The organism is Neorhizobium sp. T25_27 (assembly GCF_002968565.1).
In the GTDB taxonomy this organism is placed as follows: domain Bacteria; phylum Pseudomonadota; class Alphaproteobacteria; order Rhizobiales; family Rhizobiaceae; genus Neorhizobium; species Neorhizobium tomejilense.
On record NZ_PVBJ01000003.1, the window covers coordinates 239802 to 261992 of the forward strand.

A 22191-nucleotide genomic window follows, 5' to 3' on the forward strand; every position below is an offset into this window, starting at 1 on the left:
AACTATATAGTAATACTGCGTAGATCGAGACCCCGAGTCAACTCCAAAGAAGAGGCAAATCATTGCCGGAACTGCCCAATAATTCATCAGGAGTGATCAAGCTGACGGAATTGTCGTTGCCGCTCTATGAAGTGGTCAAACGACAGATCACCGAAGCGATCATGCTCGGCAAACTGGAACCGGGTGCGGTTCTGCCGAGCGAAGTGGCGCTGTCGCAAACCTACGGCGTGGCCGTGGGCACGATCCGGCGGGCGCTGATGGATCTCACCAATGACGGCCTTCTCAGCCGCCGTCGCAAGACCGGCACAGTCGTGACCGGCCGCAAGCCGCAGCACAGCCTGCGCCTGTTTTTTCAGTATTTTCGATTGCACGGGCTGGATGGTTCGCTCAGCAAGTCGGTCACGAAGGTGACTTCGCTCGACAGGAGTTCGGCTTCCGCGGCCGATGCACGAAAACTTCAGATCGACGAAGGATCGCCGATCGTCACCTTCCACCGGGTGCGTTACGTCGACGAGCGCCCGATCATGCACGAGACGCTGACGCTTTCCCGCGAACGGGTTCCGGACTTCCCGGAAAGGCCGGAGGAAATCCCTCAGCTCTTCTACCTGCATCTGCTGGAAAATTATGGGATCCGCATCTCGGCCATACGCGAGCAGATCGGCGCCGACCTTGCGGCCGAGTGCGATGCCCATTGGCTGGACCTGAGCCGGCCAGCAGCGGTCCTAACGATCGACGAAGTGGCCTATGACCAGATGGCTGTACCGGTTTTGATTTCAGCGCACCGGGCAACCACCGCCAACCACCGCTATGTCAACGAGGTGCAGTAAGGCGGTGTCTTCGCAGTCGACATCGCTGGTCCTCAGAAAAGTTTTTCGGCCTTGTCCGCGCGATGGAGGCTCACGGCGACCTCTCGAGGTTTCCCGCGCGGGCCCCTTCGCGATCTTGCGCCAGGCGTCCAGCGCGGTCTGGCCGCGCCAGCATTCGAAGAGATTGACGCGCTCCGGATCGACCGCGTCCGCGCTTATGGAGAAGTCGAGACAGCCGTCATACGCCCTCGCGCGTTCGACCATGCCGCTGAAGGCTTCCACGGTGCTGTCCCGCTTCTTGGCATCGGTGCGGGTGTAGCCGGCTATGATGATCATGGGTCTACTCCTCCTTTGGGCTGGCGCCTTGCTCGGGCAGCCCGCCGCAGTGCGTGGTCCTGGATAGCGACCCGCTGGGATCGCCGGTTCGTGATCGGAAACGTCAACTCCCCTTCACGTACCCCAGGCCCTCGACGATCTTTCCGTCCCGGACGCGCATGATGTTGATGCCTCGAACCCGGTCCGCTTCGCGCTCGCTCCAGCGAAGCTGCCAGCGGATGATCCCGCGATCGCCCATCACGGAGATTTCCTCAGCTTTGAAGACAAGGTTGGCGGACGACGCGACTCCCTTCCAGAAGGTGAGGCAAGCCTCGCGTCCTTCATAGCGCGCTCCATCCGGAGCCGGCGCCGTATTTTCGAGAACACAGCCGTCGCCGATGAGATCATCAAGGTCTTCGGGGCGATGCTTCTCAAATGCGTTGTGGAAGCGTTCCACGATTTGGCGGGTAGCTTTGCTGTCACTGGTCATTTCTCACCTCATAGAGCGATGGAGCCGCCGTCGATCCCCTGCGTGTGGCCGATGATGAACCAGGCTCCGGTTGAACAAAAAATGAAGATGATTGCGACTCTCGTTTGTCTTGTCGTCCTTGCCACAAACTACTCAGGCAGGGGCGCCGACTCGGATCAGGCTGACCCCGCGCAGCGAGCCGCCGTCGCCGAAATGGAAGCGCCAGCGGATGTTGGCGCGATCACCCATCACGAAGATCTCTTCCGACTCGGAGCGGTTGGCGCGGTCGGCCGCCATGGCCCGCCAGAATGCCAGATTCACATCGTAGCCCTCGTACCGGGTGCCATCCGGTGCTGGCTGGATCGACTCCATGACGCAGTTCTGGCCGATGATGTCATCGAGGAGTTCAGGATCGTGCTCCTCAAAGGCCCGATTGAACCGGTGAACGATTTCAGATGTTTTGCCAATTTTCATAATGTCTTCCTATACAGACCGGTCTGTCTGCCAATTGCAATATACAGACCTGTCTGTTATAGTCAACCGATGGATCAGAAAACTTCTCTCAGCCCCGCCGAATCAGGTTCCGCACGTCGCCGTTTGCTCGACACTGCGACCCGGCTCTTTTACCAGGGAGGTATTCACGCTGTCGGCATCGACCGCATCATCGCGGAAGCCGGCGTGGCCAAGGCGACGTTCTACAAGCACTTTCCGTCCAAGGATGACCTCGTCGTCGCCTATCTCGAAGAGATAGACCGGCTCGGGCGGGCGGCAGTGGCCGCGCTTCCGAAGCAATCGCCTCGGAAAATGATCTCGGCTGTCATGGGGCGTATCAGCGAAGCTGTGACCGCGGGAGGCTGGCGGGGGTGTCCGTTCCTCAACGCGGCGGCCGAATACCCCGATCCAGCCAGCCCTGTGCGGCAGGCGATCAATGCGCGCCGCGTCTGGTATCACAACAGCCTTGAAAACCTTCTCGCGGAAGACGGCGATCCCGCTCCTCCCGTCACCGCTTCCCTCCTCGTCGCGCTTTCGGACGGCCTGCTGGAAAGTGCCTATCTGGATGATGCCGAAAGCGTCCCCGCCCTTGTCCGCGAGGCGGTGGCGAGACTGCTGGACCGCCGATGAGCGCCGCTCGCAGCCCAAGCAGCACCGGCCTGCGCCGATTCCTGGATCTCCAGCTCCAGCACGATTGGATGGAGGGCAAGACGATCCTGCGCGACGCCGACGAGCGCTCGGAATCCCTCGAGCTGCGTTTCAAGTATATCGCGCGATTTGAGAAGCTGCTGCGCCGCCCACAGGCGCCGGAGGTTCTGGAGATCCTCGGGCGCTACGGCCGCGACTGCATTCCCATCCCGCGCCGGACCGAGCGATACTATTGGTCCGTTTCCTGCCTGCCCTCGACGGCGGGCAAGGCTCTCGTTCGCATCAATGCGAGCTGGATGGAGCTGTTCTCGCTCTATGCGGACGGCGAGGACATCCGCGCGCTTTTCGTGGTGCATCTTTCCGATTTCACCACCGACCGTTCGCTCGATCACGGCCGGGTGGACGAAGCTTTTCTTGAGAGCAGTATCGTGACGCCGGAAGACCTCAGCTATTTTTTCCCCCGCGGCGAGGACATGTTCGGCATCAAGATCCGCGGTTTCTCCTCAATCAGCAAGTTCCTGACGACGCGCCGTGCTTTGCAGGCCATCCGAGCTTTCAACCTCACGCACATGAACCGCGGCCGGAACGCCTATCAGGCGAGCCATTGCTACAGCCTGGCGGATCACATGCTGAGCGATGAGCAATACTGAATAGCCACCCAGGACAGACCCTTGGCTGCGAGGAGGAGCTAGCCATATGAAATAGTGTTTTCGCCAGATAGTGGAAGAGAGTGATGAACAATCCTCAGATCACCCGTATGCCGATCGCCAAGACCGGAATGCTCGTCCGCAAGCCGGTCGAGCATGTGTTCGAAGCGATCGTGAACCCGGACATCACGACGAAATTCTGGTTCAGCAAAGGCAGCGGAAGGCTGGAGACCGGTAAGGCCGCCAAGTGGGATTGGGAGAGCCATGACGTCTCCATCGAGGTCACGCCAAAGGTCGTAGAGCCCAACAAGTGCGTCGTGATAGAATGGCCTGGTTATAGCGGCCCAACAACTGTGGAATGGACGTTTCAATCCATTCCGGATGGTACGACTTTTGTACGCGTGCAGGAGTCCGGATGGACGGGAGATGCCGATAAGCTCATGCGCTACGTCGCTGATTCCACGCAAGGCTTCACGCTTTTGCTTGCGGGGTTAAAGGCATGGCTTGAGCACGGTATCCAGTTGAACCTGACGCTCGATCGTTATCCGAAGGGTATCGAAGACCAACAGTTTGAATGAGGCCGAGCAGCACTGGTCCCGGCGGACGCGGTTACAGAACCTCAGAATTTTACCTCCGCGAGCAGCCGCCATCACGAAGGCCAACGTGAAGAGCAGATGCATAACCAGAAATAGCTTGGCTATGTCCCGCGCGTCACCGCTGGCGACGCCCCAAAATGTCGTTGGCCCCAACGACTTCGGGCGCATCGTCGAAACCGGCAAGACATGCAGGCGTTTCTTGAGGAAGATCTCGTCAGCCGTCCAGCCAGGCAGCGAGGCCGTCCAGCGTCTGCAGCCCGTATTCCACCGCGCCGAAGCCGATGACCACCTGGCGCCGCTTGGCGCTGGGGTGGAGTTGGCGCATTGTCAGCACGGTCTTGCCGTCGGCCTGCTCATCGAAGGTCACGGTGGCGCGAAAACGGTCGGGGTCGTCAGGGTCGGGTGTGCCATAGTCCATCACGATCCGCTCGTTCGGCACGATCTCCAGAAAGCGCATGAGGTTCGGGAAGCGCTGCTCCTTGCCTTCGAACACGCCCACCATGTCGAACCGCCAGACCCCGCCCTCGCGGATATCGACTTCGTGGGTCTCTATGCTAAGGCCGGCCGGGCCGTACCATTCGCCAAGCGCCTTGGGGTCCATCCAGGCGGCAAAGACCTTCTCGCGGGGGTGATTCAGCAGCTTGACCAGCACGATTTCGCGATCGAGCGACCAGGTCTCAAACAGGCTTGCCATGTCTTTCAACGTCCTCTTCCGTCTTGTCCAAGTAGACTTCCAGGCGATCCAACCGCTCGGTCCAGCGCCGGCGCTCCGTTTCCATCCAGTCCGCCGCCTCGTCGAAGCGCGCCTGCACCAGCCGGCACCAGCGGCTGCGCCCGCGCTTCTCGCTGGCAATCAGCCCGCAATCTTCCAGCACCTTGAGATGCTGGGCGAAGGAGGGCAGTGCCATGTCGAAAGGCTCGGCCAGGACGCTGACCGGCACCTCGCCCTCAGCCAGCCGCGATACCACCGCGCGGCGGGTCGGGTCGCTGAGAGCATGAAAGGCGAGGTCGAGCGGAGTCGAATGGTAAGGCATGTGACTCATTAAAACAGCCTGGGGCTCTGGTCAAGAACAGAAAGGCACTTGCCTTAGTGTTTAACCTTGGATATGAAGGTACTTACCTTAGTATCCGGCCCCGCTTGATAATGAGGCGGTTATGCAGCCACTCACAAGGAGGACTCCAGTGGTAGTTCGTGTCGATCTCATGATCTCGCTCGATGGTTTCGCGACAACAACGGACCAGACGCCCGAAGCTCCGTTCGGCGAGGACTGGCCGCGTCTCGTCGGAGCATATGCTGCAACGCGAACGTTTCGCGAGCGCGTGTTAAAGGATACGACGGGAGCAGGGACCACAGGTGTCGACGACGAATACGCGAGGGCGTATTTCGATAATGTGGGTGCCGAGATCATGGGCGCCGGCATGTTCGGACTCCACAACTTTCCCGATGATCCGAACTGGCGTGGCTGGTGGGGCGACGAGCCACCGTTCCGGGTTCCGGTCTTCGTCCTCACCCATAGGCCACGGCCTTCCTTGGAGATGGCCGGCGGGACGACTTTTCATTTCATCGACACCACGCCTGCTGATGCGCTCCAGCGGGCTGTCAGTGTGGCGGGCGACAAGGACGTGCGGGTTGGCGGCGGCCCCACCGTCGTTCGCGACTTCCTCAAGGCAGGCCTTGTCGATCGTCTTCATGTTGCTATCACTCCGATTTTGCTGGGGCGCGGTATACGCCTGTGGGACGATCTGCGCGGCTTGGAAGCTGGCTGTACAGTCAAGGCAGAAACGGCACCGAGTGGCACCGTCCACCTGACCTTCCAACGCTAGCCGCTCGTCTGTGACCTGGGTGATTTGCGAAATGGATGCTCGAGGATTCACCTTTCCAGCAATCGGCAGGCACAACCGGGTCAGACAGTCTTCTGCCGCATATGGCTGACGGTGAGCCAAACGGCTGAGACAAGAAAATAGAAGGCACCGAGACCAGCATAGCCCGCAACATTGGCGATCGAAGGTGCGTCGGGCTTCAGCGCTTGCGCGATGAAGAATGCGCCCGCCACGGCGGACTGACCGCCGCTCAGGATCATTGCCCACTGTCCCCCGCTTGTCTTCCACCGCCGAACCGCTGTGCCAAGCTGCGAGAAGCCGGAGAATATTGCCCAGAGACCAAAAACGCCAAGGACCCAGTTCATGCTCATTGTAAGAGCGACGACGACCGCAACGGTCATCACCGAACTGACCGCCACGTTGATCGCCTGGCTCCTGTTATGTGCCAGACCGCCGTTTCGTTTGGCATCGACGTAGTTGGCGGCAGCATCCCAGGCGGGATAGATGATCAGCAAGACCGCCGCTGCGGAGAAGGACTGGCGGCCAACCGTCAATGCTGCCGCGACCCAGATGACGGAGAAGGCGGCTCGCGCAAAATAGTATCGCTTCAACCAATAATCCTTGCCGTTCACGGCGAAGCTCGTTTGGTAGTGTGCCATGGTGAAATCCTTATCTGATTTGAATAAGTGGCTTACACGCCGAGGCGTGTTGGAGATCGCAAGCAACCGGTCGAACCGGAGGGCGGCCGATCCGACCAGCGACGATGACGTGGTTTACATTGGGGGAACCACGCCATTCTTTCCGACAACGAGTTGGTGAGCGACGAGGCCGGTTGCTGCCTTCTCGGCAGGCACGAAGACGACAGCGCTGGGAACGAGATCATCCTGTGTTGCCGGAGCAAAGGTCACAACGGGCGTGCCGTCCGGGATGGAGATCTTCTTTTCTTTGCCGTGATAGGACACGGTGACCGTCCGGCCGTCGACGCCCTTGGCGGCATCCGCCACGGTCGCATTGGTCATGTTGCTGTTGGGCTTGAGGTCCCAGCCGTAGTTTCCCTCGCCTGCTCCCTTCAATGCCGGCGGGAAAATAAGCACCTCAAGGGCACCATCACCACCGCCGTCCTTCGGCAGGGACGCGATGCCGACAAAATCACCAGGCTTGATGTCGGTAACCTTCGCATCTGCCACGCTGGAAACCTTCCAGTCGTCAGCGAGGGCGATATCGACGGTCTCTCCTTCGCGGGTCTTCACCTTGAGGCTGGATCCGCCGTAGTTGACGATGCTGCCGCGGACATTAAGCCGGCCGGCCTTTGCTTCCTCAGCATGGACAGGCGCCGCCATATAGGCCTGCGATGCGAGAACAGACAGCCCGAGCACGAGGGCGGGGAGAATATTCTTCATCATGCCGACCCTTCCTACTGGTTGGTAGTTTCCCTTGCCATAGAAATCCCCCGGGCGGTTTGTCTCCGCCCGGAACGTTATTGGACGACCGCCGGAGACAGACGCTCCAGAGTGGGCGCCAGAATGGCGGCAAACATTTCCGGAGCGCCGTAGGCACGCGCGGACAGCATAGCTCCGTGGACGGATGCCATGAACGCTTCCGCTTCAACGCGAGGCTCGCTCGAAAGCCTCAAAGCCCCCTGCTGTGAGCCGCGCTCCATGACCGAGGTCAGCCACGTCGAGACAAAGCGGAAAAAAGCTCTTACTTCTGCTGCGACTTCCGGCGGTAGAGACGGCAGCTCGCTCGCAAGCAGAGCGCAAACACAAAAAGGCCTGCTCGCGTCCTCAATGCATTGGGCCCAATAGCCCGCGTAGATCTTGAGGAGTTCGAGCGGGTCCTGCACGTTCTGCTCCAGCGCCGCCACGCCTGCCTCCCCCTCCTCACGGTATCGCTGTACAAGCGTGCGAACCAAATCGACCTTGCTCGGGAAATGGTGATGGATACTGGCCTTCCGGATTCCAACGATCCCAGCGATATCGGCATAGCTAAAACCGTTATAACCTCCGCTCATGATCAAGGTTCGCGCAGAAGCAAGGATTTCGTCGGCGGTTGTCAGAAGGTTGCTCATTTTTGTTGTCTACCTTCTAGTAGGGATGCTGTCAACGGCATGGTGTCATCAATTTCCTGATGCGCCCGCCCAAGCGTGAGCAATCATCCTACTGACCAATATTTAGATATAAATATTGGTCAGTAGGATGAGATTTATTGCCAGTGACCAAAGTTTGTATATAATCTCCGGTCAGGAGATAGGATAGCTATGCCGGATCCCACATCGAACACTCTCGAACGCATCCACCAAAGGATTGCCAGCGCGGCGCCTTCGGGCGTTTGGTCGCGCTCCGATTTCCTGGATATCGCGACACCGAACGCCGTCGAAAAGGCGCTGCAGAGACTGACCAGCCGCGGCGACATCCGACGCCCTCATCGTGGTCTCTACGACAAGCCGGCTATCGGCCAACTGACCGGCAAGATGGTGTTTCCGCCACGCGCCTCATTCATCGATGCGATCGCACGGCGCGACAAGCTTCGTGTTTGCGTCGATGGCATGACGGCTGCCAATGATCTTGGCCTGACGACGGCCGGTCCAGCCCGGTCCACAATCTATGCGGACACATACCCCCGAACCATCAAGATCGAGGCCAATGCCGGCGACGCCAAGGCCACAAAACCGGTCATCTACATCCTGGACTTCAAGCGCATTTCGGCAAAGACCGCTTTTTGGGCCGGTCGGCCGGCAATGCGGGTGATCCAGGCCCTCCACTGGTTTCGCGACGAGCGATCCAATCTAGAGACAGTTGTCGATGGTATCGTCCGTTACCTGGCACGAAGCTCCCACAGGCAGCCGATCGTCGAGGACCTGCGCGAAAACATCCACGCCATCCCTGCCTGGATGTACCAGGCGGTGGAGACCATAACAAGCGATCCGCCGCCCCCGGAGGATGAAGGCACTCCGCTGGGCCACGACGGAAAGGATGAATATGCGCCAGAGTTTCATTGATGTCCTTCGCTCAAGCGCTGACGAGTGGAGAGCACTATTCTCCGCCGCTGCATCCGATCTGGAGACGCGGGCCGAGAATATCGAGAAGGATCTCTACGTCTGCTGGGTGCTCGACTTCCTGTTCAACCGACGGAGGGACGATGCTATCGGCATCTATTTTAAGGGCGGTACCAGCCTCAGCAAAGCATATGGCCTGAAGGCGAAGTCCTAAAATCGATCGATCACCAGGAGAACGTTCTACCGAAGTGCTCGTGCACTCCCATGCCCTCGAAGTCCTTGATGTTGTGCGTCACCAGCGTCATACGGCAGGTGAAGGCCGTCGCTGCGATATAGGCGTCATTGATCCGTTTGGATTGGGCACATGCCATTGGGCGGCCTTGAAAAATTCCGAGAATGGAAATTCCGGTTCCCATGGCCATACCTCACCCGCCTGCAGATGGGATGACACCCTTGGTGAACAGGAAGCATCCATAGAAGCGGGTTTCCCCAGTCGAGATCACGCAATAGGCCTTCTTGGCCAGATCGTAGAAATCGAAGCGCTCGATGCCGTACATGGGTGAAGGCCTGTCTTCCGCCTGGTCGATCTCGGCCTGCACCTCGCTTTGCACCGTCGGAATTTCGCCCGGCGCGCCCATGACTTCCATGCGGCCGGCAGAATTCTGCAGCGGCGTGTCGAGCGGCAGCACCGAGAGAATGGCACGGATCGCCTGCGGTGCAGGGAGGTTGGCCATGCTGAGCGGCCGGCCGACAACCGTCTGCCTGGCGACGCTGTCGCTCGGGAAGTTGGTGTCGGAGACGACCAGCGTGTCGCCGTGCCCCATGGAGCGAAGCGCGTGCAGCACGTCGGCGTTCAACGCCGGATGAATGTTCTTAAGCATAGTGTCCTCCTCATTGGCATTTATTTGACGGCACCCGCCGTCAACCCCTTGACGATATAGCGCTCCAGAACGATGCCGACGAGGACCAAGGGCATGATCGCAGCCGTGGCGATGGCGGCCATCGACCACCAGTTGATCCCCTGCGACCCCGGTTGGCTTTCCACCATCACCGTCAGTGTCTTGGCATTCGAACTCGTCAGTAGTGCCGGCAAAGAGATATTCGTTTCAGCGCAGAATGACCGAGAGGATGAAAGCTGCCACCATGCCGGGCAGCGCGATTGGCACAACGATCGGCAGATAGGCGCCCCAGATCGAGCAGCCATCCACCAGTGCCGCCTGTTCCAGCTCGACCGGAAGCGTGCCGAACTGGTCGCGCATGATCCAGATCACGATTGGCAATACCATGAGCGTATGGACGAGGATCAGACCGATCAGCGTATCGAGCAGCAGCAGGTGTTTGTAGAGAACCAGGAACGACATGGCGAGCACGACCGGCGGCAGGATCAACTGCGACAGGAAGAAGAAGGAAATGTCCTTGTTCGCCATCCAAAGGAACTTGTAGGAGACCCAGCTGAGCCCGTAGGCCGCCAGAGACCCAATAAGCACCGCCAGGAACGAGGCCTCAGCGGACGCCACGATACGTTCAGCGTTCGAACCGCTCCAGCACCCTCTCAGTTGTGCATTTTGCTGCTGAAGCCTGCGCGCCAGCTGGTCCAGCAGCAGCCTGATCTCTTCATCGAGGCATTGCATCGTCAGAAACGGCGGGAACGCCTGGAGGTTGTTCTACGGTCAGCGTGGCGGGGAAGGACCTTCCTTTCGCTGCTGGTCCGCCGCGTAGGTGCGCTTGCCCCTCTTTTGTCGCGTTTTGCCTCGGCCATTGAAATCTGCTCACATCTTCAAAAGTTAGTCCGGGGCCATGCGGGTAGGTGCTTGTTGGGAGCGTCTATAAGATTCTCTGGTGGACCGAAGAGCTCTCAAGTCTTCGCCCTTTCGCACGTTTCTGCCTGTGACGACATGCCAAGGTAGGACTGTTTGGATCGGCAGGAAGGAGTTGTACGTTTCCGCATCGCCGACAGCGGTCTTCACCCAGCACAATCGGATCGTGGACCGCTCAGGAGCTGCTCGTTCCGCCATCACCATGCCGCCCTGTATATCGAGAGTGCGTCCGCCTCACCGACCTCGCGGGGGTTGTTGACAAGAAGCCGGGTCTGTTTCATGGCGTCCAGCGCCATTCCGGCCAGGTGCTCTTCTCCGATACCCACGTCTCGCAGCCGCGGCTGAAGCCCGAGCTTAAGCGACAACCCGGCAAGTCGCTCGATGAAAGCGGCGCATCGTCCCTGGTCACCCTGTTCCGAAGCGAGTTCCGGAAAGACGTCGGCTGCGATCTCAGCGTATATCGACGCAGCATCCGGCGCGTTGAACTGGAGGACGTGCGGGAGCACGAGCGCGTTTGAAAGGCCGTGGGGAATGTGGAAGGTTCCGCCAATCGGATAGGCCAACGCGTGAACCGCCGCCACAGGCGAGTTCGCGAAGGCCTGTCCAGCCAGCATCGAGCCGAGAAGCATTGCGCCGCGGGCGGCACGGTCCTTTCCGTCAAAGACCGCCTTCTCGATATTCGAGCCCAGAAGCTGCAGCGCCTGGCGCGCAAGCATCTTTGAAAGAGGGTTGTTATTCGCGCTCTTCGATGCATATGCCTCGATCGCATGGACCATGGCGTCGATGCCGGTGGCGGCCGTTATGTGAGCGGGAAGGCCTAAGGTCAGATCGGGATCGAGGATCGCGATGTCGGGCAGGATGATGGTCGACGACACGCCACGCTTCTCGTCGCCGCCGACCGTGATAATGGAAACCGGGGTGACCTCCGATCCTGTTCCGGCCGTGGTGGGAACAAGAACCAGCGGCAGCCGCGGCCCCTTCGCATTCCCCACGCCCCACGCCTCGTCGAGGGGCTCACCTGAACCGCAAAGCAATGCGACGACTTTGGCCACGTCAAGTGAAGAACCGCCGCCGAAGCCGATGACCCCGGAGACATTGTCAGCCTTGGCGGCGCCTGCCGCGGCCATCACGGTCGCGAGCGATGGGTCGGCTTCGACTCCATCGAACACAGTGGTCTCGATGCCGGAGGCAGTGAGAGACGCAAGAGCGGGTTCACAGAGGCCAAGCCGTCGCAATCCGGGGTCTGTCACGAAGAGAATACGGCGGCCGAGCTTCTGCTTTACGAGATCGCCGATCGCAGTTGCAGCGCCAGGTCGAAAGACGATCTGTGCAGTCGTACTGAAGACAAACGGATTCATGCATTTTTCCTTTGCCGATTTGAGCCTACGCCATGGGATGCCGTCGCCACGTTTGTCTTTGCAGGCTTTTTCTCCAGCCTGTACGAGTTTCTCAATACCGATGCCGACACGGTCCAGGATCTTGTAGGCCGATAGCCGGAGATCGCAGCAAACCTTTTCTTTTTTGACATCGCCTTACTGGCGGAGCGCATGCGCGGATTTAAATGTCCGCGAATTTGGCCCCCGGGGACAAACCGCGCGTATGCCCGTCACCAATGATGTGCTGCGATATCCGCTCCCACTGCTCGTCCTGAAGGACTACACGATCCAAAACACCCATGACTGTCTCCAAAAGACAGTCATGAATCTGATTTGTGCAGCCTTGGAAACCCAAGAGCCAACCCTTCCTAAAGCGCAACCGCCGCAGCCGGTTATCAAGATTGGGTGTCGGCAACTCGGACCAGCTCCGCCCGATGGCGCAGCAGGTCCAGAATTGTGAACCTTATGTCCAAGCAAGCCAAATATAGGCGGCGGCCGTCCAGGAAAAGCCGAGGCCGCCGCAGCCTTCGCCCGTTACCGGGTCGAAATATTCGGCAAAACCTTCCGCCTCGATCGCCGCGACCGTCGATCTGCGCAGCTTTTCCGCCGCTTCCGGATGACCGTTGCGCTTGAAGCCGTCGATCAGCAGCCAATTGATGATCGCCCAGGCCGGGCCGCGCCAGTAGCGTTTCGGTTCCCAGCCTGCGATACCCGGCTTGGTGGTCGGAAAGGCGACCTTGAGGCCCTTCGACCAAGCCTTCATCTCATCGACCATCGCATTGGCGATGCCCTTCTCCAGGTCGAGCGACAGAAGGGGGATGAAGCCTGCCTGTGTCGCGGCTTCGACATCCTCGCCGGAGATCAGGTCGCGCGACACGAAGCGTGACAGGGCCGGGCGCCACTGCGCGAGTATCGCCTTGCGGGTGAGGTCGTTGAACGCGGCGATCTCGGCGGCGTCCTCCATCCGGCCGAATTCGCGGGCGAGATGTTCGAGGTCCTCGCCGGCCTTCAGCAGGATAGCGGTGGTCTGGATCTCGGCGACCTTGAACGGTGCCTTTTCCCATTGCCTTGCGGGATCCCAGCCGCAGGCGGCATAGGTGTCGACCAGATGTATGAAGCGGTTATAGTCCTCGTCGCGCGGGCGCATCGAGACGTTCACATGGCCGGTATCCTTGCGCACGACCGGCGTATCGGTGGTAGTCGGCACGCGCGCGAGCGCGATGTCCCAGGCCGGCGAGTTGTCGCTGCCGCTTTCCCAAGGGTGCAGCAAAGCGACTAGGCCGGTGCCTTCCGGATCGCGGGCGGAATACCACCAGCGATGCCATTTCAGCGCCGCCTCGTAGAGCGGCAGGGTGCGCGCCTCGGCGCCGCTTCCAGTCGCCTCGAAGACCTTGCGCAGCGCGATCGCAAAGACCGGCGGCTGGGTGATGCCGGAAGTCGGGATCGTGTGACGGGTGCGCCAGACGTTCGGACCCGGGAAATAGGTGTCGCTCGGCTGGTGGAAGACGATATGCGGGATCATGCCGTCCGCCCACTGGCCCTCGATCAGCCGCTCCAGTTCGCGATAGGCACGGTCGGTATCGTAAAGCGCGAAACCCATGGCGACGAAGGCGGAATCCCAGTTCCACTGGAAGGGGTAGAGCCGGTCGGTCGGCACCGTATAACCGCCGCGGTCGTTGGCGACGAGGATGCGCTTCGCCTCGGTGATATGCACGTTCATGTCGGGTACTCCGGTATGCTCAGGCCGAAACGGCCGGAAACGACTTGCCGCTTTCGGGCGAAAGCCAGGTGATGCGCCTGCGGTCGAGCTTCAGGCCGATCGTGTCGCCGCTCTTCACGGTTTCGGACGCCGGCAGGATGACTCGCACCGGCTGGTCGTGGATCGAGCCGGTCAGGAGCAGATGCGATCCCATCGGCTCGGCGACCCGCACCTTCATCTCGATCCCCTGCGGCAGCGGCGCCAGTTCCACCGCTTCGCCTCGCAGGCCAAGCACGATTTCATTGCCGACATCGTCCGGCACCGCGAGCTGTTCCGCACCGGCCGCCACCTGGCCGTTCGAGACCGGCACCTTGATGAAGTTCATCGGAGGATTGCCGATGAAACCGCCGACGAAACGCGTCGCCGGATGATTATAGATCTCGACCGGATGACCGACCTGTTCGACGACGCCGTTGTGCATGACCGCGATACGATCCGACAGGCCCATCGCCTCGGTCTGGTCGTGGGTGACATAGATCGTCGTCGTACCCGCCGATTGCAGCACGGTTTTCAGTTCGGTGCGCATTTCGAGCCGCAGCAGGGCATCGAGATTGGAAAGCGGCTCGTCCATCAGCAGCACCTTCGGCTCGACGGCCAGCGCGCGGGCGACCGCCACGCGCTGACGCTGGCCGCCCGAAAGCTTGTTCGGATAGCGGTCGAGATACGGCTCGATATGCAGCAGGCCGGCCGCCTTCTCCACCTGCGCCTTCACCCGCGCATCGTCCGCCTTCTGCATGCGCAGGCCGAAGGCGACGTTTTCGTAGACCGTCATATGCGGGAAGACTGCATAGTTCTGGAAGACCATCGCCAGCCCGCGATCCTTGGGCGCCAGTCCAATGATCGACCTGTCGCCGATGCGAACATCGCCCGAGGTCGAGGTTTCGAGACCGGCGATGATGCGCAGGAGCGTGGTCTTGCCGCAGCCCGATGGCCCGAGCAGCGAGACGAACTCGCCATCGTTGATCGTCAGCGAGACCTCCTTCAGCGCCTGGAAAGCGCCGAAACTCTTGCGGATGCGGTCAATGACAATATCGGCCATGTCGATGGTCCCGTTATTTGGAGGAAATGCCCCAGATCGCGAACAGGTAACGCCTGACCGCGAAGATGAAGACAACGGATGGAAGAATGAGCATCAGGCCGCCGGCAAAGCGGTAATGCATCGGGCTTTCTGACAGCACCGTCAGCAGATAGGCCGTGAGCGTGCGGTTGCGCACCGTCAGCACCGAGGCGGCGAACACCTCGTTCCAGGAGATGACGAAGGCAAACACGGCGGTGGCGACGATGCCGGGCAAAGCCAGCGGCGCGACCACCTTGAAAAAGGCCTGGACGCGGGTGCAGCCGAACACCCAGGCGGCCTCTTCGAGTTCCTTCGGAACGCCGAGGAATATGCCCTGGGTAACGAGCGCCGCAAAGGGCAACGCCAAAACCGTGTGGATCAGACCGACGCCGATGATCGTGTCATAGAGGCCGAGCCGGATGAAGGAGACGGTGAGCGGCAGCGCCAGGATCGCCAGCGGGAACGCGCGGGTGAGCAGGACCAGAAGCCGGTAGCTGTCCTTGCCCCGGAAATCGTAGCGGGCCAGTGCATAGCCGGCCGGGGCGCCCAGCAGGATGGAAAGCGCCACCGTGATGCCGGCTGCCCCCAGTGAGTTGAGAAAAGACTGTACGACGCCTTCTGTTTTCAGGAACAGAATAAAGGGTTCGAGCGAAATCCCGGTCGGCAAGCCCGTCTTCGGCCAGATATAGACGCCCTGGCGACCGCCGAGTGCCCCCAACGCCACCAGATAGATCGGCACCAGAACCCAGGCGCAGAGCGCCGCGATACCGCTCCAGAGGAGCCAGCGGCGGGAGGAGGCGAAGCTTGCGGGACGGGAAGCTGTCTCCGTCGCGCTCATGGTTTCCGTACTCATGGCAGGCGCTCCGGATCGACTTTCAGGGCCTTCAGATAGATCAGCGTCGCGGCAAGCGAGATGATCATGATCAGCACCGCGTAGACCGCCGCGACGCTGTAATTCTGGTTCTGGTTCTGCCAGTTGTAGGCCTCGCCGACGAGGACCGGGAAATTGCGCCCGCCGAGCGCATAGACCACTGCGAACACCTCGAAGGCGAGTACCGTGCGCAGGATCAGCGCCGATTGCAGCGCGGGCCGGATCAGCGGCAGGGTGATACGCCAGAAGCGCGTCCATGGGCCGGCGCCGAAGATCTCGGCGGCTTCCTTGAATTCCTTCGGCACCTGGTTGAGGCCGGCGACGATGATGACCATGACGATCGCCGTGCCGCGCCAGATTTCCGCAACCGCGATGGCGATGAAAAGCGCGACCGGCGTCTGGTAGGACAGCCAGCTCGCCTGCCGGCCGATCACACCGAGGCTGAAGAGGAGCGAGTTGAAATAGCCGGTATTCTGCAGGATCGACAGCCAGACAAGGCCGGCGGCGAGGTCGGAAATGCCAAGCGGGATGGTCCAGATCCAGAGAATGGTCTCGCGGCCGCGGCCGACCTTGGAGACCATGGCGCCCATGGCAAGCGCGATGGCGATCTGTACCGGCACGACGACGATCGTCAAAAGGAACGTGTTCCTGACCGAACGGGTGAAATTGATATCGGTCACCATGCGTTCGGCATTCGCCAGCGACGGCGCGCCGTTGTCCGAGAGAGCCAGCCAGATCGTCTGCACCAGCGGCACGACGAAGAGCAGCGCCAGAAAGGCGACTGACGGCAGGATCAGCAGATAGGGGATCCAGGGTCGGTTCTGGGTCATCGATCGCCCTCGCCGTGGGGCTTTGAGAATTGATCATACATCGACTTGTTCCTCTCTCCGCCATCCGTATCGCGACGGAATGCAGCCACCTTGCGATCCGCTGCTCCCGCTCCTTCGGATTTGGCATCCGGGCATTCGCGCCCGGATGCCATCAGCCTTGGGAGGCTTGTCGGATGGTGCCTTATTGAACCGGGCAGGCGCCGTCGCTCTTGGCGTCCGGAGCCCAGCAAGGCGCCTTGGCGTCGGTCATCAGTTTGGCCATGGTGGCACCCTGCTTGGCGAGCACGTCTGCGACGGGCTCGTTCTGCAGCACGATGCGCTGGAAGGCGTCCATGTAGACCTTGTTGAATTCGCCGCCCTTGTCGCCGAGGCCGACCGGGAGGAGCGAGATCACGGCATCCTTGGAGCCCTGCGTCTTGGTGACCGCACCGGCGAGGAGCGCCACGCCCTTGTCGAGGTCCGGCGGCAGCTGCACGTTGAGGGTCGGGAAGAAGCCAACCTTCGAAGCCGTCAGCAGCTGGGTCTTCTGGGTCGTCAGCGTTTCGATGACCTTCGTGGCGCCTGCCATGTCCGGTGCGCCCTTCGGGATCGCAAGCCCGGCCAGAACCGGCATGTAGCCGCGGCCCTTCGGGCCGGCTGGTGCCGGGAAGACGACATAGTCATCCGGCGCCGCAGAGATGGCGCTCTTCAGGCGGGCGACATGGTCCCAGGCGACCATGACTTCGCCCGAGGCCAGCGGCTCCTGCATGAAGTCGTAATTGGTCGAGTTCGGGGTGACATAGGCCCAGAGTGCCTTCAGCTTCTCCCAGCCGGCTGCGGCATCCGCATTCTTGAAGGTACGCACCACGCCGCCGGTGAAGGACGGATAGAAATAGCCCTGGAAATAACGCGCCATCAGGCCCTTCGGACCCGCCGGGAAGCCGATCTGCGGCTGGCCGGTGGCAGCCTGCATGCTCTTGCCCCACTCGATCAGCTGGTCGTAGGTCAACGCGTTGATGTCGGTGCCCTTCGGCAGGTATTGCAGGGCTTCCTTCTTGGCGGCCATGACATAGGTCGCCTGCATCCAAGGAATATACTGCTGCGTGGGCTTGCCGAGCTTGCCGAGATCAAGAACCGATTGCGGCATGCCGCTGGCGGCGAGCTTCTTGGCAAGGTCGTCGAGCGGTTCAAGCTGGCCCTTGTCGGCAAGCGGCGAAAGCTCGCCATGCAGCGCACCGACGAGGCTCACGGTGTGCTTGCCGGCCTGCGCTTCGGCTTCCATGCGGACTGCAAACTGCGGCGGCTCCTCCACCACGTAGTCGACCTTGCCGGCATCCTTCAAAAGGTCCTGCCGGACCACGGTCGCCTCCTCGATCGGGCGAAGCTGGGTGGATACGAAAACCGTCTGGGCAAGCACCGGCGAGGCGAACGCCACCACCGTCGAAGCCAGAATTGTAAGTGACACGATACGTTTCATCTTCTCCTCCTTCATTGTTCTTTGTCGTGAATGCACGGCTGTCTATGCCGCCAGGGGCGGACGGCGATGGCTGTCGCGGTCGACGAATTCAACCGCGTGAAGCTCCTGGAGATCTTCGGCAGGCTCGCCGGCGATGGCGCGCAACAGCAGCGAGGCGAAGGTCGCACCGAGGTTCTCGCCGGTCATGCGCATGGTCGAGAGCGGCGGGCTGGTGAAGGCACCCATCGGCAGGTCGTCATGGCCGACGATGCTGATCTGGCTGCCACCGTCGACTTCGCGCAGTGCCCGCAACGCTCCGATCGCCATTTCGTCGGTGGCGCAGACGAGGGCCGTCGGACGCGACGGCTGGCGCAGGAGTTCCAGGGCTGCGAGATAACCGCCCTGCTCGAGCGGCGCCCCTTCGGCGCAGAGATCGATCGCAAGCCCGCATTCCTCCATCGCCGCCTGCCAGCCGCGGCGACGGACATGCGCGAAGTAATATTCCTGGGGCCCGGCGATATGGCCGATGCGCCGATGCCCCGCCGCATGGAAGCGCAGCGTCGCGGCGCGGAACCCGGCAAAACCATCGCCGTCGATGAACGGATGGGGGACCAGGCTTTCGGTGCGGCCGTTGGTGACGAAGGGAATGCCCCGCGACTGGAGGTATTCGACGCGCTCGTCCTTGCGTTTGGTGCGAACCAGCAGCATGGCATCGACGCGGCGCCCATCGACGAAGCGCTGGCATATCTCAAGTTCGCTGACACCCCGCGGCACAGGCGCGATGACGAGATTGAGACCGGCCGCAGCGAGATGTTCGGCGCAGCCTGACAACATGTCGAGGAAATGAGGGGGGCCGACGTGGCCAGGATCACTCGGCAGCGTCACGGCGACCAGTTCAGCGCGCTGCTTGCGCAACCGACGAGCGGAGGCATTCGGCCGATAACCTGCGGTCTCTGCTGCCTCACGAACCCGCGCGCGGGTGGCCGCGGACACGTCGGAATAACCATCAAGTGCTCGGGACACAGTGGTAATCGACAGTCCGAGCGAATGCGCCAGCTGTTTCAGATTAGCCAAAATCTTCCTCCCGAATTGAAATAAGCATTCTCCAAAACGTTTTGGGAGTCAACCAGAACGTTTTGGAGATCATCGGGCGCCTCAGCTCGGTGAGGACTTTCCCTACTCCGGTGAAGCGGCCCCTCGTACGTCGCCATCTTGGCGAACATGACGGCTGAGACAGCGTCCAGCCAAAGTCGTGCCAGCAGCACCAGTAGAGCGGCCGGACAGAGAACCGAGTAGTTTCGCGCTATGTTGGGCCATCTGCGTGCGCAGCTAACGACCTGAACATTGCCGCAAATGAAGATCGCGTCACGCCTAGCGCGGCACTGGAGAAAGCGGGAAGTACAACTTTTCCATGGTGGTATCTCGATGGGAGGACCTGTTGATTCTCACGAACCGCTGTTCCATCCTCGGCGAGGCGGGAGAATCGTGGAGATGGCACCAGATCCTACTCAAGCAATCCTATGTCAGGACGCCCAAGGACATGTCATAAAGGTGCTCCGCGTCCCCGATCAAAAAGGGGATCGGTACTTTTACATCGACGGCCATCAAACCTCTCGGCTGCTCATCCTGCAGGCCGATGGAAGCTTCCTGGAAGCTATAAACTCGAGAAGGTTTTTGCCGATTGCAATCGAGTCCTCCAACGTTGTCTTCCCTCGCAAGGGCTGACCTAGCAACATGGGGCGGGGGCAAAATGGTGATGAACATTCTCCCGGAGCCGAGCCAGTGGTCGGCGCGCGGCCCGAACGAGAAAGAGCGCCGCTACCCTCCCCGGCCAGCGACGCTCCCTGCAGACGTGGCGACCGAAGTCAGATCATCAGAATGTAGACGATCTCGTAGGGTATCCGGCTCGACGATCCCGATGCGATTGTCGGCAAGCACGAAGTAGCGGTACGAGCGATAGGCCGGGAGAATTTCGACGACCCTCGGCGGAAGCGGATGCAGTTCCACCGTTTTGGGGACCGCAACCCCGACCGATACGCTGAAGCTCGGCTTGGTCGGATCGACCTTGTTCTCCACGATGATGTTTCGAATTTCGGTCTTCTGTTCACTGGAGACCACTCTTTTCGCGCAAGGATATCCGCTGCTTATCTAAACTTGGAGGTGAAGGTCGAGCAAAGCCGTCAGACGCAAGTGATTGGGCCATGGAACTAAGCGGCTTAGCCGTTGTTCGGCGATTTCCACCGACCCAAAGTAAAAAGGGAAATCCTTTGAGCGAATTGCGCCAGGAGTTTGAGCTTCGAAGAGATTTTCTGCCGACGGGCCAGGAGGACGAGTGGATTTTACCTCGCCGAACGATATCAACGGTCGGTGGTTCGTCGACACCGCAAAGTTCGGAGTCATCGCGGCCGCTGGTCATCGACCTCGATGGCACCTTGGTCCGATCCGACCTCCTGATCGAGACCGCGTTCTCTGAACTCAGGCGTCGCCCCTTTTCCGTCGTTGACCTTGTCCTCTCGATGTGCAGGGGAAAGGCTTGCCTCAAGCACCGCCTTTCAGCACCGGCGGATTTCGATCCGGCTATCCTGCCCTTTGATCTCGAGGTTCTGAACTTGATCCAGACGGCGCGGGAAGAGGGACGTCAGGTTTATCTCGCGTCCGCGACGCACGAGCGCCTTGTCTCCCGCGTTTCCGATCATTTAGGTGTCTTCACCGGTTGGTTTGCAACGGACGAGATGACAAACTGCGCTGCCAAGGTGAAGGCGGAAAAGCTCGTAGCGGCCTTTGGCAATGGCGGCTTCGACTATGTTGGCAACGACGCCGCAGATCTACCTGTATGGCGTCATGCCGGAAAGTCATATGCAATTCGGACGTCCGCCAGGGTGGCCCGGCAACTGTCACGTCAATGCGACAATGTCGAACATCTTGCGCACGACAAGCCGACCTGGCGCACTTGGGCGCGGTTGCTGCGGGTGCATCAATATGTCAAGAACGGGCTCGTCTTTATCCCGTTGCTGACAAATCAGCTCTTCGACGTCCACAGTCTCGCCAATGCCGCTCTGGCTTTGGTCGCCTTCTCGCTTTGCGCGTCGAGCGTCTATGTGCTGAATGACCTGGTCGACCTGCAGGACGACCGCGGACATCGCAGCAAATGCAGCAGGCCGCTGGGTTGCGGCGATATCCCGCTCTCACACGCGCTCATGGCAATCCCCGTTCTCCTGCTGCTGTCGTTTATGGTTGCCGTCACGATTTCACCCGCCTTCATGTTGGTTCTCGCCGGATACTTTGCGTTGACCACCGCCTATTCATTCTTTCTGAAGCGGAAGATAATCCTCGACGTCGTCACCCTTGCCGCTCTTTACACCGCACGCGTGGTGGGAGGCTCGGCGGCGATTTCCGTTTGGCCTTCTCCTTGGCTGCTCGCCTTCATGATGAGCTGGTTCCTCTCGCTTGCACTCGTCAAGCGATATACGGAGCTCATTTCACGCCGAGCCGCGAACCTACCCGACTCCAAGAGCCGCGATTACAAGAATGGAGACGTCGGCATGATCGGCGCGTTGGCGGCGGGGGCCGGGATGAACGCGCTGACATTGTATGCTCTCTACGCTGCAAGCGACAGCGTGCAGGATCTCTATACACGGCCAGGGATTTTATGGCTGGCGGGACCAATCCTGGCTTGCTGGATTGCCCGCATCCTGTTGCTGGCCCATAGGGGGCAGATGCATGACGATCCGGTCGTATTTGCGATCAAAGACAGGGTAAGCCTCGCGACTCTGGGCGTTGCCGGCGCCTTTGTAGTCGCCGCGCTTTGAGGTGAGCGAGATGCGTTCCTATCATATGCGTGAAGGGACTACGACCCGCATCGCAGTTCGCTATGTCGCGTTCGCGATCCTCTCGACTTTGGCGAATTTTGCGGTTCAGGCGGCTGTCGTGAAAATCTACCCGTCGCAAAGCCTTGTGCCGTCAATGTTCGCGGGCACCGCCGCTGGGTTCGGGCTCAAATACTTCCTCGACAAAAGGTGGATCTTCTTTGACCGATACGAGTCGCATGGTGACGAATTGTTCAAGATCGTCCTTTACGGCCTGTTCAGCGTCGTGACGACGATCATATTCTGGGGGTTCGAAATCGTCTTCTGGACAGTCTGGAGAACGGACCTTGCGAAGTATGCGGGCGGGGCAATCGGTCTGGCGATCGGCTACGTCTCAAAATTCGCGCTCGATCGAAAATTCGTGTTCAGGTTGGAGGGGGCGTGACAGACC

General features: G+C 60.5%; 26 protein-coding genes and 3 pseudogenes. 9 read left to right on the top strand and 20 right to left on the bottom strand.

The genetic code is table 11. From position 1 onward, the window contains the following. Positions 1-62 precede the first annotated feature (62 nt). Complete coding sequence (locus C5J24_RS11270; RefSeq protein ID WP_105402603.1) at positions 63-827, top strand: GntR family transcriptional regulator; 765 nt, start codon at positions 63-65, stop codon at positions 825-827. Here C5J24_RS11270 and C5J24_RS11275 read toward each other — a convergent pair. From C5J24_RS11275 to C5J24_RS11285, 3 genes are all read right to left on the bottom strand, one after another. After that, complete coding sequence (locus C5J24_RS11275; RefSeq protein WP_245437559.1) at positions 774-1142, bottom strand: putative quinol monooxygenase; 369 nt, start codon at positions 1140-1142, stop codon at positions 774-776. The two genes, C5J24_RS11270 and C5J24_RS11275, sit on opposite strands and share 54 nt — an antisense overlap. A 103-nt stretch (positions 1143-1245) precedes the next feature. Beyond that, positions 1246-1611, bottom strand: coding sequence for a nuclear transport factor 2 family protein (locus C5J24_RS11280; protein ID WP_105418045.1), 366 nt, complete (start codon positions 1609-1611; stop codon positions 1246-1248). 132 nt (positions 1612-1743) lie between these two features. Beyond that, complete coding sequence (locus C5J24_RS11285; protein ID WP_105418047.1) at positions 1744-2064, bottom strand: nuclear transport factor 2 family protein; 321 nt, start codon at positions 2062-2064, stop codon at positions 1744-1746. A gap of 123 nt (positions 2065-2187) precedes the next feature. Here C5J24_RS11285 and C5J24_RS11290 point away from each other — a divergent pair, with 123 nt between their 5' ends. The 3 genes from C5J24_RS11290 to C5J24_RS11300 all read left to right on the top strand — a co-directional run bounded on the left by C5J24_RS11290 (position 2188) and on the right by C5J24_RS11300 (position 3955). Continuing rightward, a complete protein-coding gene (locus C5J24_RS11290; RefSeq protein WP_245437558.1) occupies positions 2188-2712 on the top strand; it encodes a TetR/AcrR family transcriptional regulator in 525 nt (174 codons plus the stop codon). Further along, the gene (locus tag C5J24_RS11295) at positions 2709-3380 is read left to right on the top strand and encodes a hypothetical protein (RefSeq protein ID WP_105402599.1); all 672 of its coding nucleotides are present in this window, start codon (positions 2709-2711) and stop codon (positions 3378-3380) included. Before C5J24_RS11290 ends, C5J24_RS11295 begins: the two co-directional genes overlap by 4 nt. 83 nt (positions 3381-3463) lie before the next feature. Next, the gene (locus C5J24_RS11300; protein ID WP_105402598.1) at positions 3464-3955 is read left to right on the top strand and encodes an SRPBCC family protein; all 492 of its coding nucleotides are present in this window, start codon (positions 3464-3466) and stop codon (positions 3953-3955) included. Between the two features lie 232 nt (positions 3956-4187). Here the strand turns inward: C5J24_RS11300 and C5J24_RS11305 are convergent, their stop codons facing one another. Continuing rightward, positions 4188-4667, bottom strand: a complete 480-nt coding sequence (locus tag C5J24_RS11305) for an SRPBCC family protein (protein ID WP_105402597.1) — start codon at positions 4665-4667, stop codon at positions 4188-4190. Continuing rightward, positions 4651-5007 carry a helix-turn-helix transcriptional regulator gene (locus C5J24_RS11310; protein WP_105402596.1) on the bottom strand — a complete coding sequence of 119 codons (357 nt, stop codon included), beginning with the start codon at positions 5005-5007 and terminating at the stop codon, positions 4651-4653. Before C5J24_RS11310 ends, C5J24_RS11305 begins: the two co-directional genes overlap by 17 nt. Positions 5008-5155: 148 nt before the next feature. On the opposite strand from C5J24_RS11310, the gene C5J24_RS11315 reads away from it, so the two are divergent. Next, positions 5156-5797, top strand: coding sequence for a dihydrofolate reductase family protein (locus tag C5J24_RS11315; protein ID WP_105402595.1), 642 nt, complete (start codon positions 5156-5158; stop codon positions 5795-5797). 80 nt (positions 5798-5877) lie between these two features. Here the strand turns inward: C5J24_RS11315 and C5J24_RS11320 are convergent, their stop codons facing one another. The 3 genes from C5J24_RS11320 to C5J24_RS11330 all read right to left on the bottom strand — a co-directional run bounded on the left by C5J24_RS11320 (position 5878) and on the right by C5J24_RS11330 (position 7862). Next, positions 5878-6453: a DUF308 domain-containing protein gene (locus C5J24_RS11320; RefSeq protein WP_105402594.1), complete on the bottom strand. Its 576-nt coding sequence runs from the start codon at positions 6451-6453 to the stop codon at positions 5878-5880. 114 nt (positions 6454-6567) lie between these two features. Continuing rightward, a complete protein-coding gene (locus C5J24_RS11325; protein WP_205836936.1) occupies positions 6568-7197 on the bottom strand; it encodes a hypothetical protein in 630 nt (209 codons plus the stop codon). Positions 7198-7271: 74 nt separating this feature from the next. Further along, the gene (locus tag C5J24_RS11330; protein ID WP_105402593.1) at positions 7272-7862 is read right to left on the bottom strand and encodes a TetR/AcrR family transcriptional regulator; all 591 of its coding nucleotides are present in this window, start codon (positions 7860-7862) and stop codon (positions 7272-7274) included. 189 nt (positions 7863-8051) lie between these two features. Here C5J24_RS11330 and C5J24_RS11335 point away from each other — a divergent pair, with 189 nt between their 5' ends. After that, on the top strand, positions 8052-8792 hold the full coding sequence (locus tag C5J24_RS11335) for a DUF6088 family protein (protein ID WP_105418049.1): 741 nt from the start codon (positions 8052-8054) through the stop codon (positions 8790-8792). Next, positions 8773-8988 (top strand): annotated as a pseudogene (locus tag C5J24_RS11340) (nucleotidyl transferase AbiEii/AbiGii toxin family protein); the annotation flags it as partial. The gene C5J24_RS11335 and the pseudogene C5J24_RS11340, both read left to right, overlap by 20 nt. 25 nt (positions 8989-9013) lie before the next feature. Here the strand turns inward: C5J24_RS11340 and C5J24_RS11345 are convergent. From C5J24_RS11345 to C5J24_RS11405, 12 genes and pseudogenes are all read right to left on the bottom strand, one after another. Further along, on the bottom strand, positions 9014-9211 hold the full coding sequence (locus C5J24_RS11345; RefSeq protein ID WP_105418051.1) for a hypothetical protein: 198 nt from the start codon (positions 9209-9211) through the stop codon (positions 9014-9016). Between the two features lie 3 nt (positions 9212-9214). Next, positions 9215-9670: an RbsD/FucU family protein gene (locus tag C5J24_RS11350; RefSeq protein ID WP_105402590.1), complete on the bottom strand. Its 456-nt coding sequence runs from the start codon at positions 9668-9670 to the stop codon at positions 9215-9217. A gap of 20 nt (positions 9671-9690) precedes the next feature. Then, positions 9691-10300: pseudogene (locus C5J24_RS11355) on the bottom strand (carbohydrate ABC transporter permease); the annotation flags it as partial. 503 nt (positions 10301-10803) lie between these two features. Further along, positions 10804-11964, bottom strand: a complete 1161-nt coding sequence (locus C5J24_RS11360; protein WP_105402589.1) for an iron-containing alcohol dehydrogenase — start codon at positions 11962-11964, stop codon at positions 10804-10806. A gap of 226 nt (positions 11965-12190) precedes the next feature. Next, positions 12191-12283, bottom strand: a pseudogene (locus C5J24_RS11365) (IS5/IS1182 family transposase); the annotation flags it as partial. Between the two features lie 162 nt (positions 12284-12445). Then, entirely contained in the window at positions 12446-13702 is a 1257-nt protein-coding gene (locus C5J24_RS11370; RefSeq protein WP_105402588.1) for a trehalase family glycosidase, read from the bottom strand. A 19-nt stretch (positions 13703-13721) separates the two neighbouring features. Further along, positions 13722-14780: an ABC transporter ATP-binding protein gene (locus C5J24_RS11375; RefSeq protein WP_105402587.1), complete on the bottom strand. Its 1059-nt coding sequence runs from the start codon at positions 14778-14780 to the stop codon at positions 13722-13724. Between the two features lie 13 nt (positions 14781-14793). After that, positions 14794-15651 carry a carbohydrate ABC transporter permease gene (locus tag C5J24_RS11380; protein WP_046605761.1) on the bottom strand — a complete coding sequence of 286 codons (858 nt, stop codon included), beginning with the start codon at positions 15649-15651 and terminating at the stop codon, positions 14794-14796. Next, positions 15648-16499 carry a carbohydrate ABC transporter permease gene (locus tag C5J24_RS11385; protein WP_046665764.1) on the bottom strand — a complete coding sequence of 284 codons (852 nt, stop codon included), beginning with the start codon at positions 16497-16499 and terminating at the stop codon, positions 15648-15650. The genes C5J24_RS11380 and C5J24_RS11385 overlap by 4 nt, the downstream gene beginning before the upstream one ends. A 181-nt stretch (positions 16500-16680) precedes the next feature. Further along, positions 16681-17955, bottom strand: a complete 1275-nt coding sequence (locus C5J24_RS11390) for an ABC transporter substrate-binding protein (RefSeq protein ID WP_046665849.1) — start codon at positions 17953-17955, stop codon at positions 16681-16683. Between the two features lie 42 nt (positions 17956-17997). Next, a complete protein-coding gene (locus C5J24_RS11395; RefSeq protein ID WP_105402586.1) occupies positions 17998-19008 on the bottom strand; it encodes a LacI family DNA-binding transcriptional regulator in 1011 nt (336 codons plus the stop codon). Between the two features lie 744 nt (positions 19009-19752). Beyond that, a complete protein-coding gene (locus C5J24_RS11405) occupies positions 19753-20052 on the bottom strand; it encodes a DUF1236 domain-containing protein (RefSeq protein ID WP_172723920.1) in 300 nt (99 codons plus the stop codon). A 236-nt stretch (positions 20053-20288) separates the two neighbouring features. On the opposite strand from C5J24_RS11405, the gene C5J24_RS11410 reads away from it, so the two are divergent. Together C5J24_RS11410 and C5J24_RS11415 are read left to right on the top strand one after the other, a co-directional pair. Then, a complete protein-coding gene (locus C5J24_RS11410) occupies positions 20289-21743 on the top strand; it encodes a UbiA family prenyltransferase (RefSeq protein WP_371674249.1) in 1455 nt (484 codons plus the stop codon). Between the two features lie 10 nt (positions 21744-21753). Continuing rightward, on the top strand, positions 21754-22185 hold the full coding sequence (locus C5J24_RS11415) for a GtrA family protein (protein WP_105418053.1): 432 nt from the start codon (positions 21754-21756) through the stop codon (positions 22183-22185). Positions 22186-22191 lie beyond the last annotated feature (6 nt).

Bases quoted from the DNA above. Each gene is read 5' to 3' on its own strand.
- C5J24_RS11275 (WP_245437559.1), bottom strand. From the start codon at position 1,142: ATGATCATCATAGCCGGCTACACCCGCACCGATGCCAAGAAGCGGGAC.
- C5J24_RS11280 (WP_105418045.1), bottom strand. From the start codon at position 1,611: ATGACCAGTGACAGCAAAGCTACCCGCCAAATCGTGGAACGCTTCCAC.
- C5J24_RS11285 (WP_105418047.1), bottom strand. From the start codon at position 2,064: ATGAAAATTGGCAAAACATCTGAAATCGTTCACCGGTTCAATCGGGCC.
- C5J24_RS11295 (WP_105402599.1), top strand. From the start codon at position 2,709: ATGAGCGCCGCTCGCAGCCCAAGCAGCACCGGCCTGCGCCGATTCCTG.
- C5J24_RS11300 (WP_105402598.1), top strand. From the start codon at position 3,464: ATGAACAATCCTCAGATCACCCGTATGCCGATCGCCAAGACCGGAATG.
- C5J24_RS11305 (WP_105402597.1), bottom strand. From the start codon at position 4,667: ATGGCAAGCCTGTTTGAGACCTGGTCGCTCGATCGCGAAATCGTGCTG.
- C5J24_RS11310 (WP_105402596.1), bottom strand. From the start codon at position 5,007: ATGCCTTACCATTCGACTCCGCTCGACCTCGCCTTTCATGCTCTCAGC.
- C5J24_RS11320 (WP_105402594.1), bottom strand. From the start codon at position 6,453: ATGGCACACTACCAAACGAGCTTCGCCGTGAACGGCAAGGATTATTGG.
- C5J24_RS11325 (WP_205836936.1), bottom strand. From the start codon at position 7,197: ATGATGAAGAATATTCTCCCCGCCCTCGTGCTCGGGCTGTCTGTTCTC.
- C5J24_RS11330 (WP_105402593.1), bottom strand. From the start codon at position 7,862: ATGAGCAACCTTCTGACAACCGCCGACGAAATCCTTGCTTCTGCGCGA.
- C5J24_RS11335 (WP_105418049.1), top strand. From the start codon at position 8,052: ATGCCGGATCCCACATCGAACACTCTCGAACGCATCCACCAAAGGATT.
- C5J24_RS11345 (WP_105418051.1), bottom strand. From the start codon at position 9,211: ATGGCCATGGGAACCGGAATTTCCATTCTCGGAATTTTTCAAGGCCGC.
- C5J24_RS11350 (WP_105402590.1), bottom strand. From the start codon at position 9,670: ATGCTTAAGAACATTCATCCGGCGTTGAACGCCGACGTGCTGCACGCG.
- C5J24_RS11360 (WP_105402589.1), bottom strand. From the start codon at position 11,964: ATGAATCCGTTTGTCTTCAGTACGACTGCACAGATCGTCTTTCGACCT.
- C5J24_RS11370 (WP_105402588.1), bottom strand. From the start codon at position 13,702: ATGAACGTGCATATCACCGAGGCGAAGCGCATCCTCGTCGCCAACGAC.
- C5J24_RS11375 (WP_105402587.1), bottom strand. From the start codon at position 14,780: ATGGCCGATATTGTCATTGACCGCATCCGCAAGAGTTTCGGCGCTTTC.
- C5J24_RS11380 (WP_046605761.1), bottom strand. From the start codon at position 15,651: ATGAGTACGGAAACCATGAGCGCGACGGAGACAGCTTCCCGTCCCGCA.
- C5J24_RS11385 (WP_046665764.1), bottom strand. From the start codon at position 16,499: ATGACCCAGAACCGACCCTGGATCCCCTATCTGCTGATCCTGCCGTCA.
- C5J24_RS11390 (WP_046665849.1), bottom strand. From the start codon at position 17,955: ATGAAACGTATCGTGTCACTTACAATTCTGGCTTCGACGGTGGTGGCG.
- C5J24_RS11415 (WP_105418053.1), top strand. From the start codon at position 21,754: ATGCGTTCCTATCATATGCGTGAAGGGACTACGACCCGCATCGCAGTT.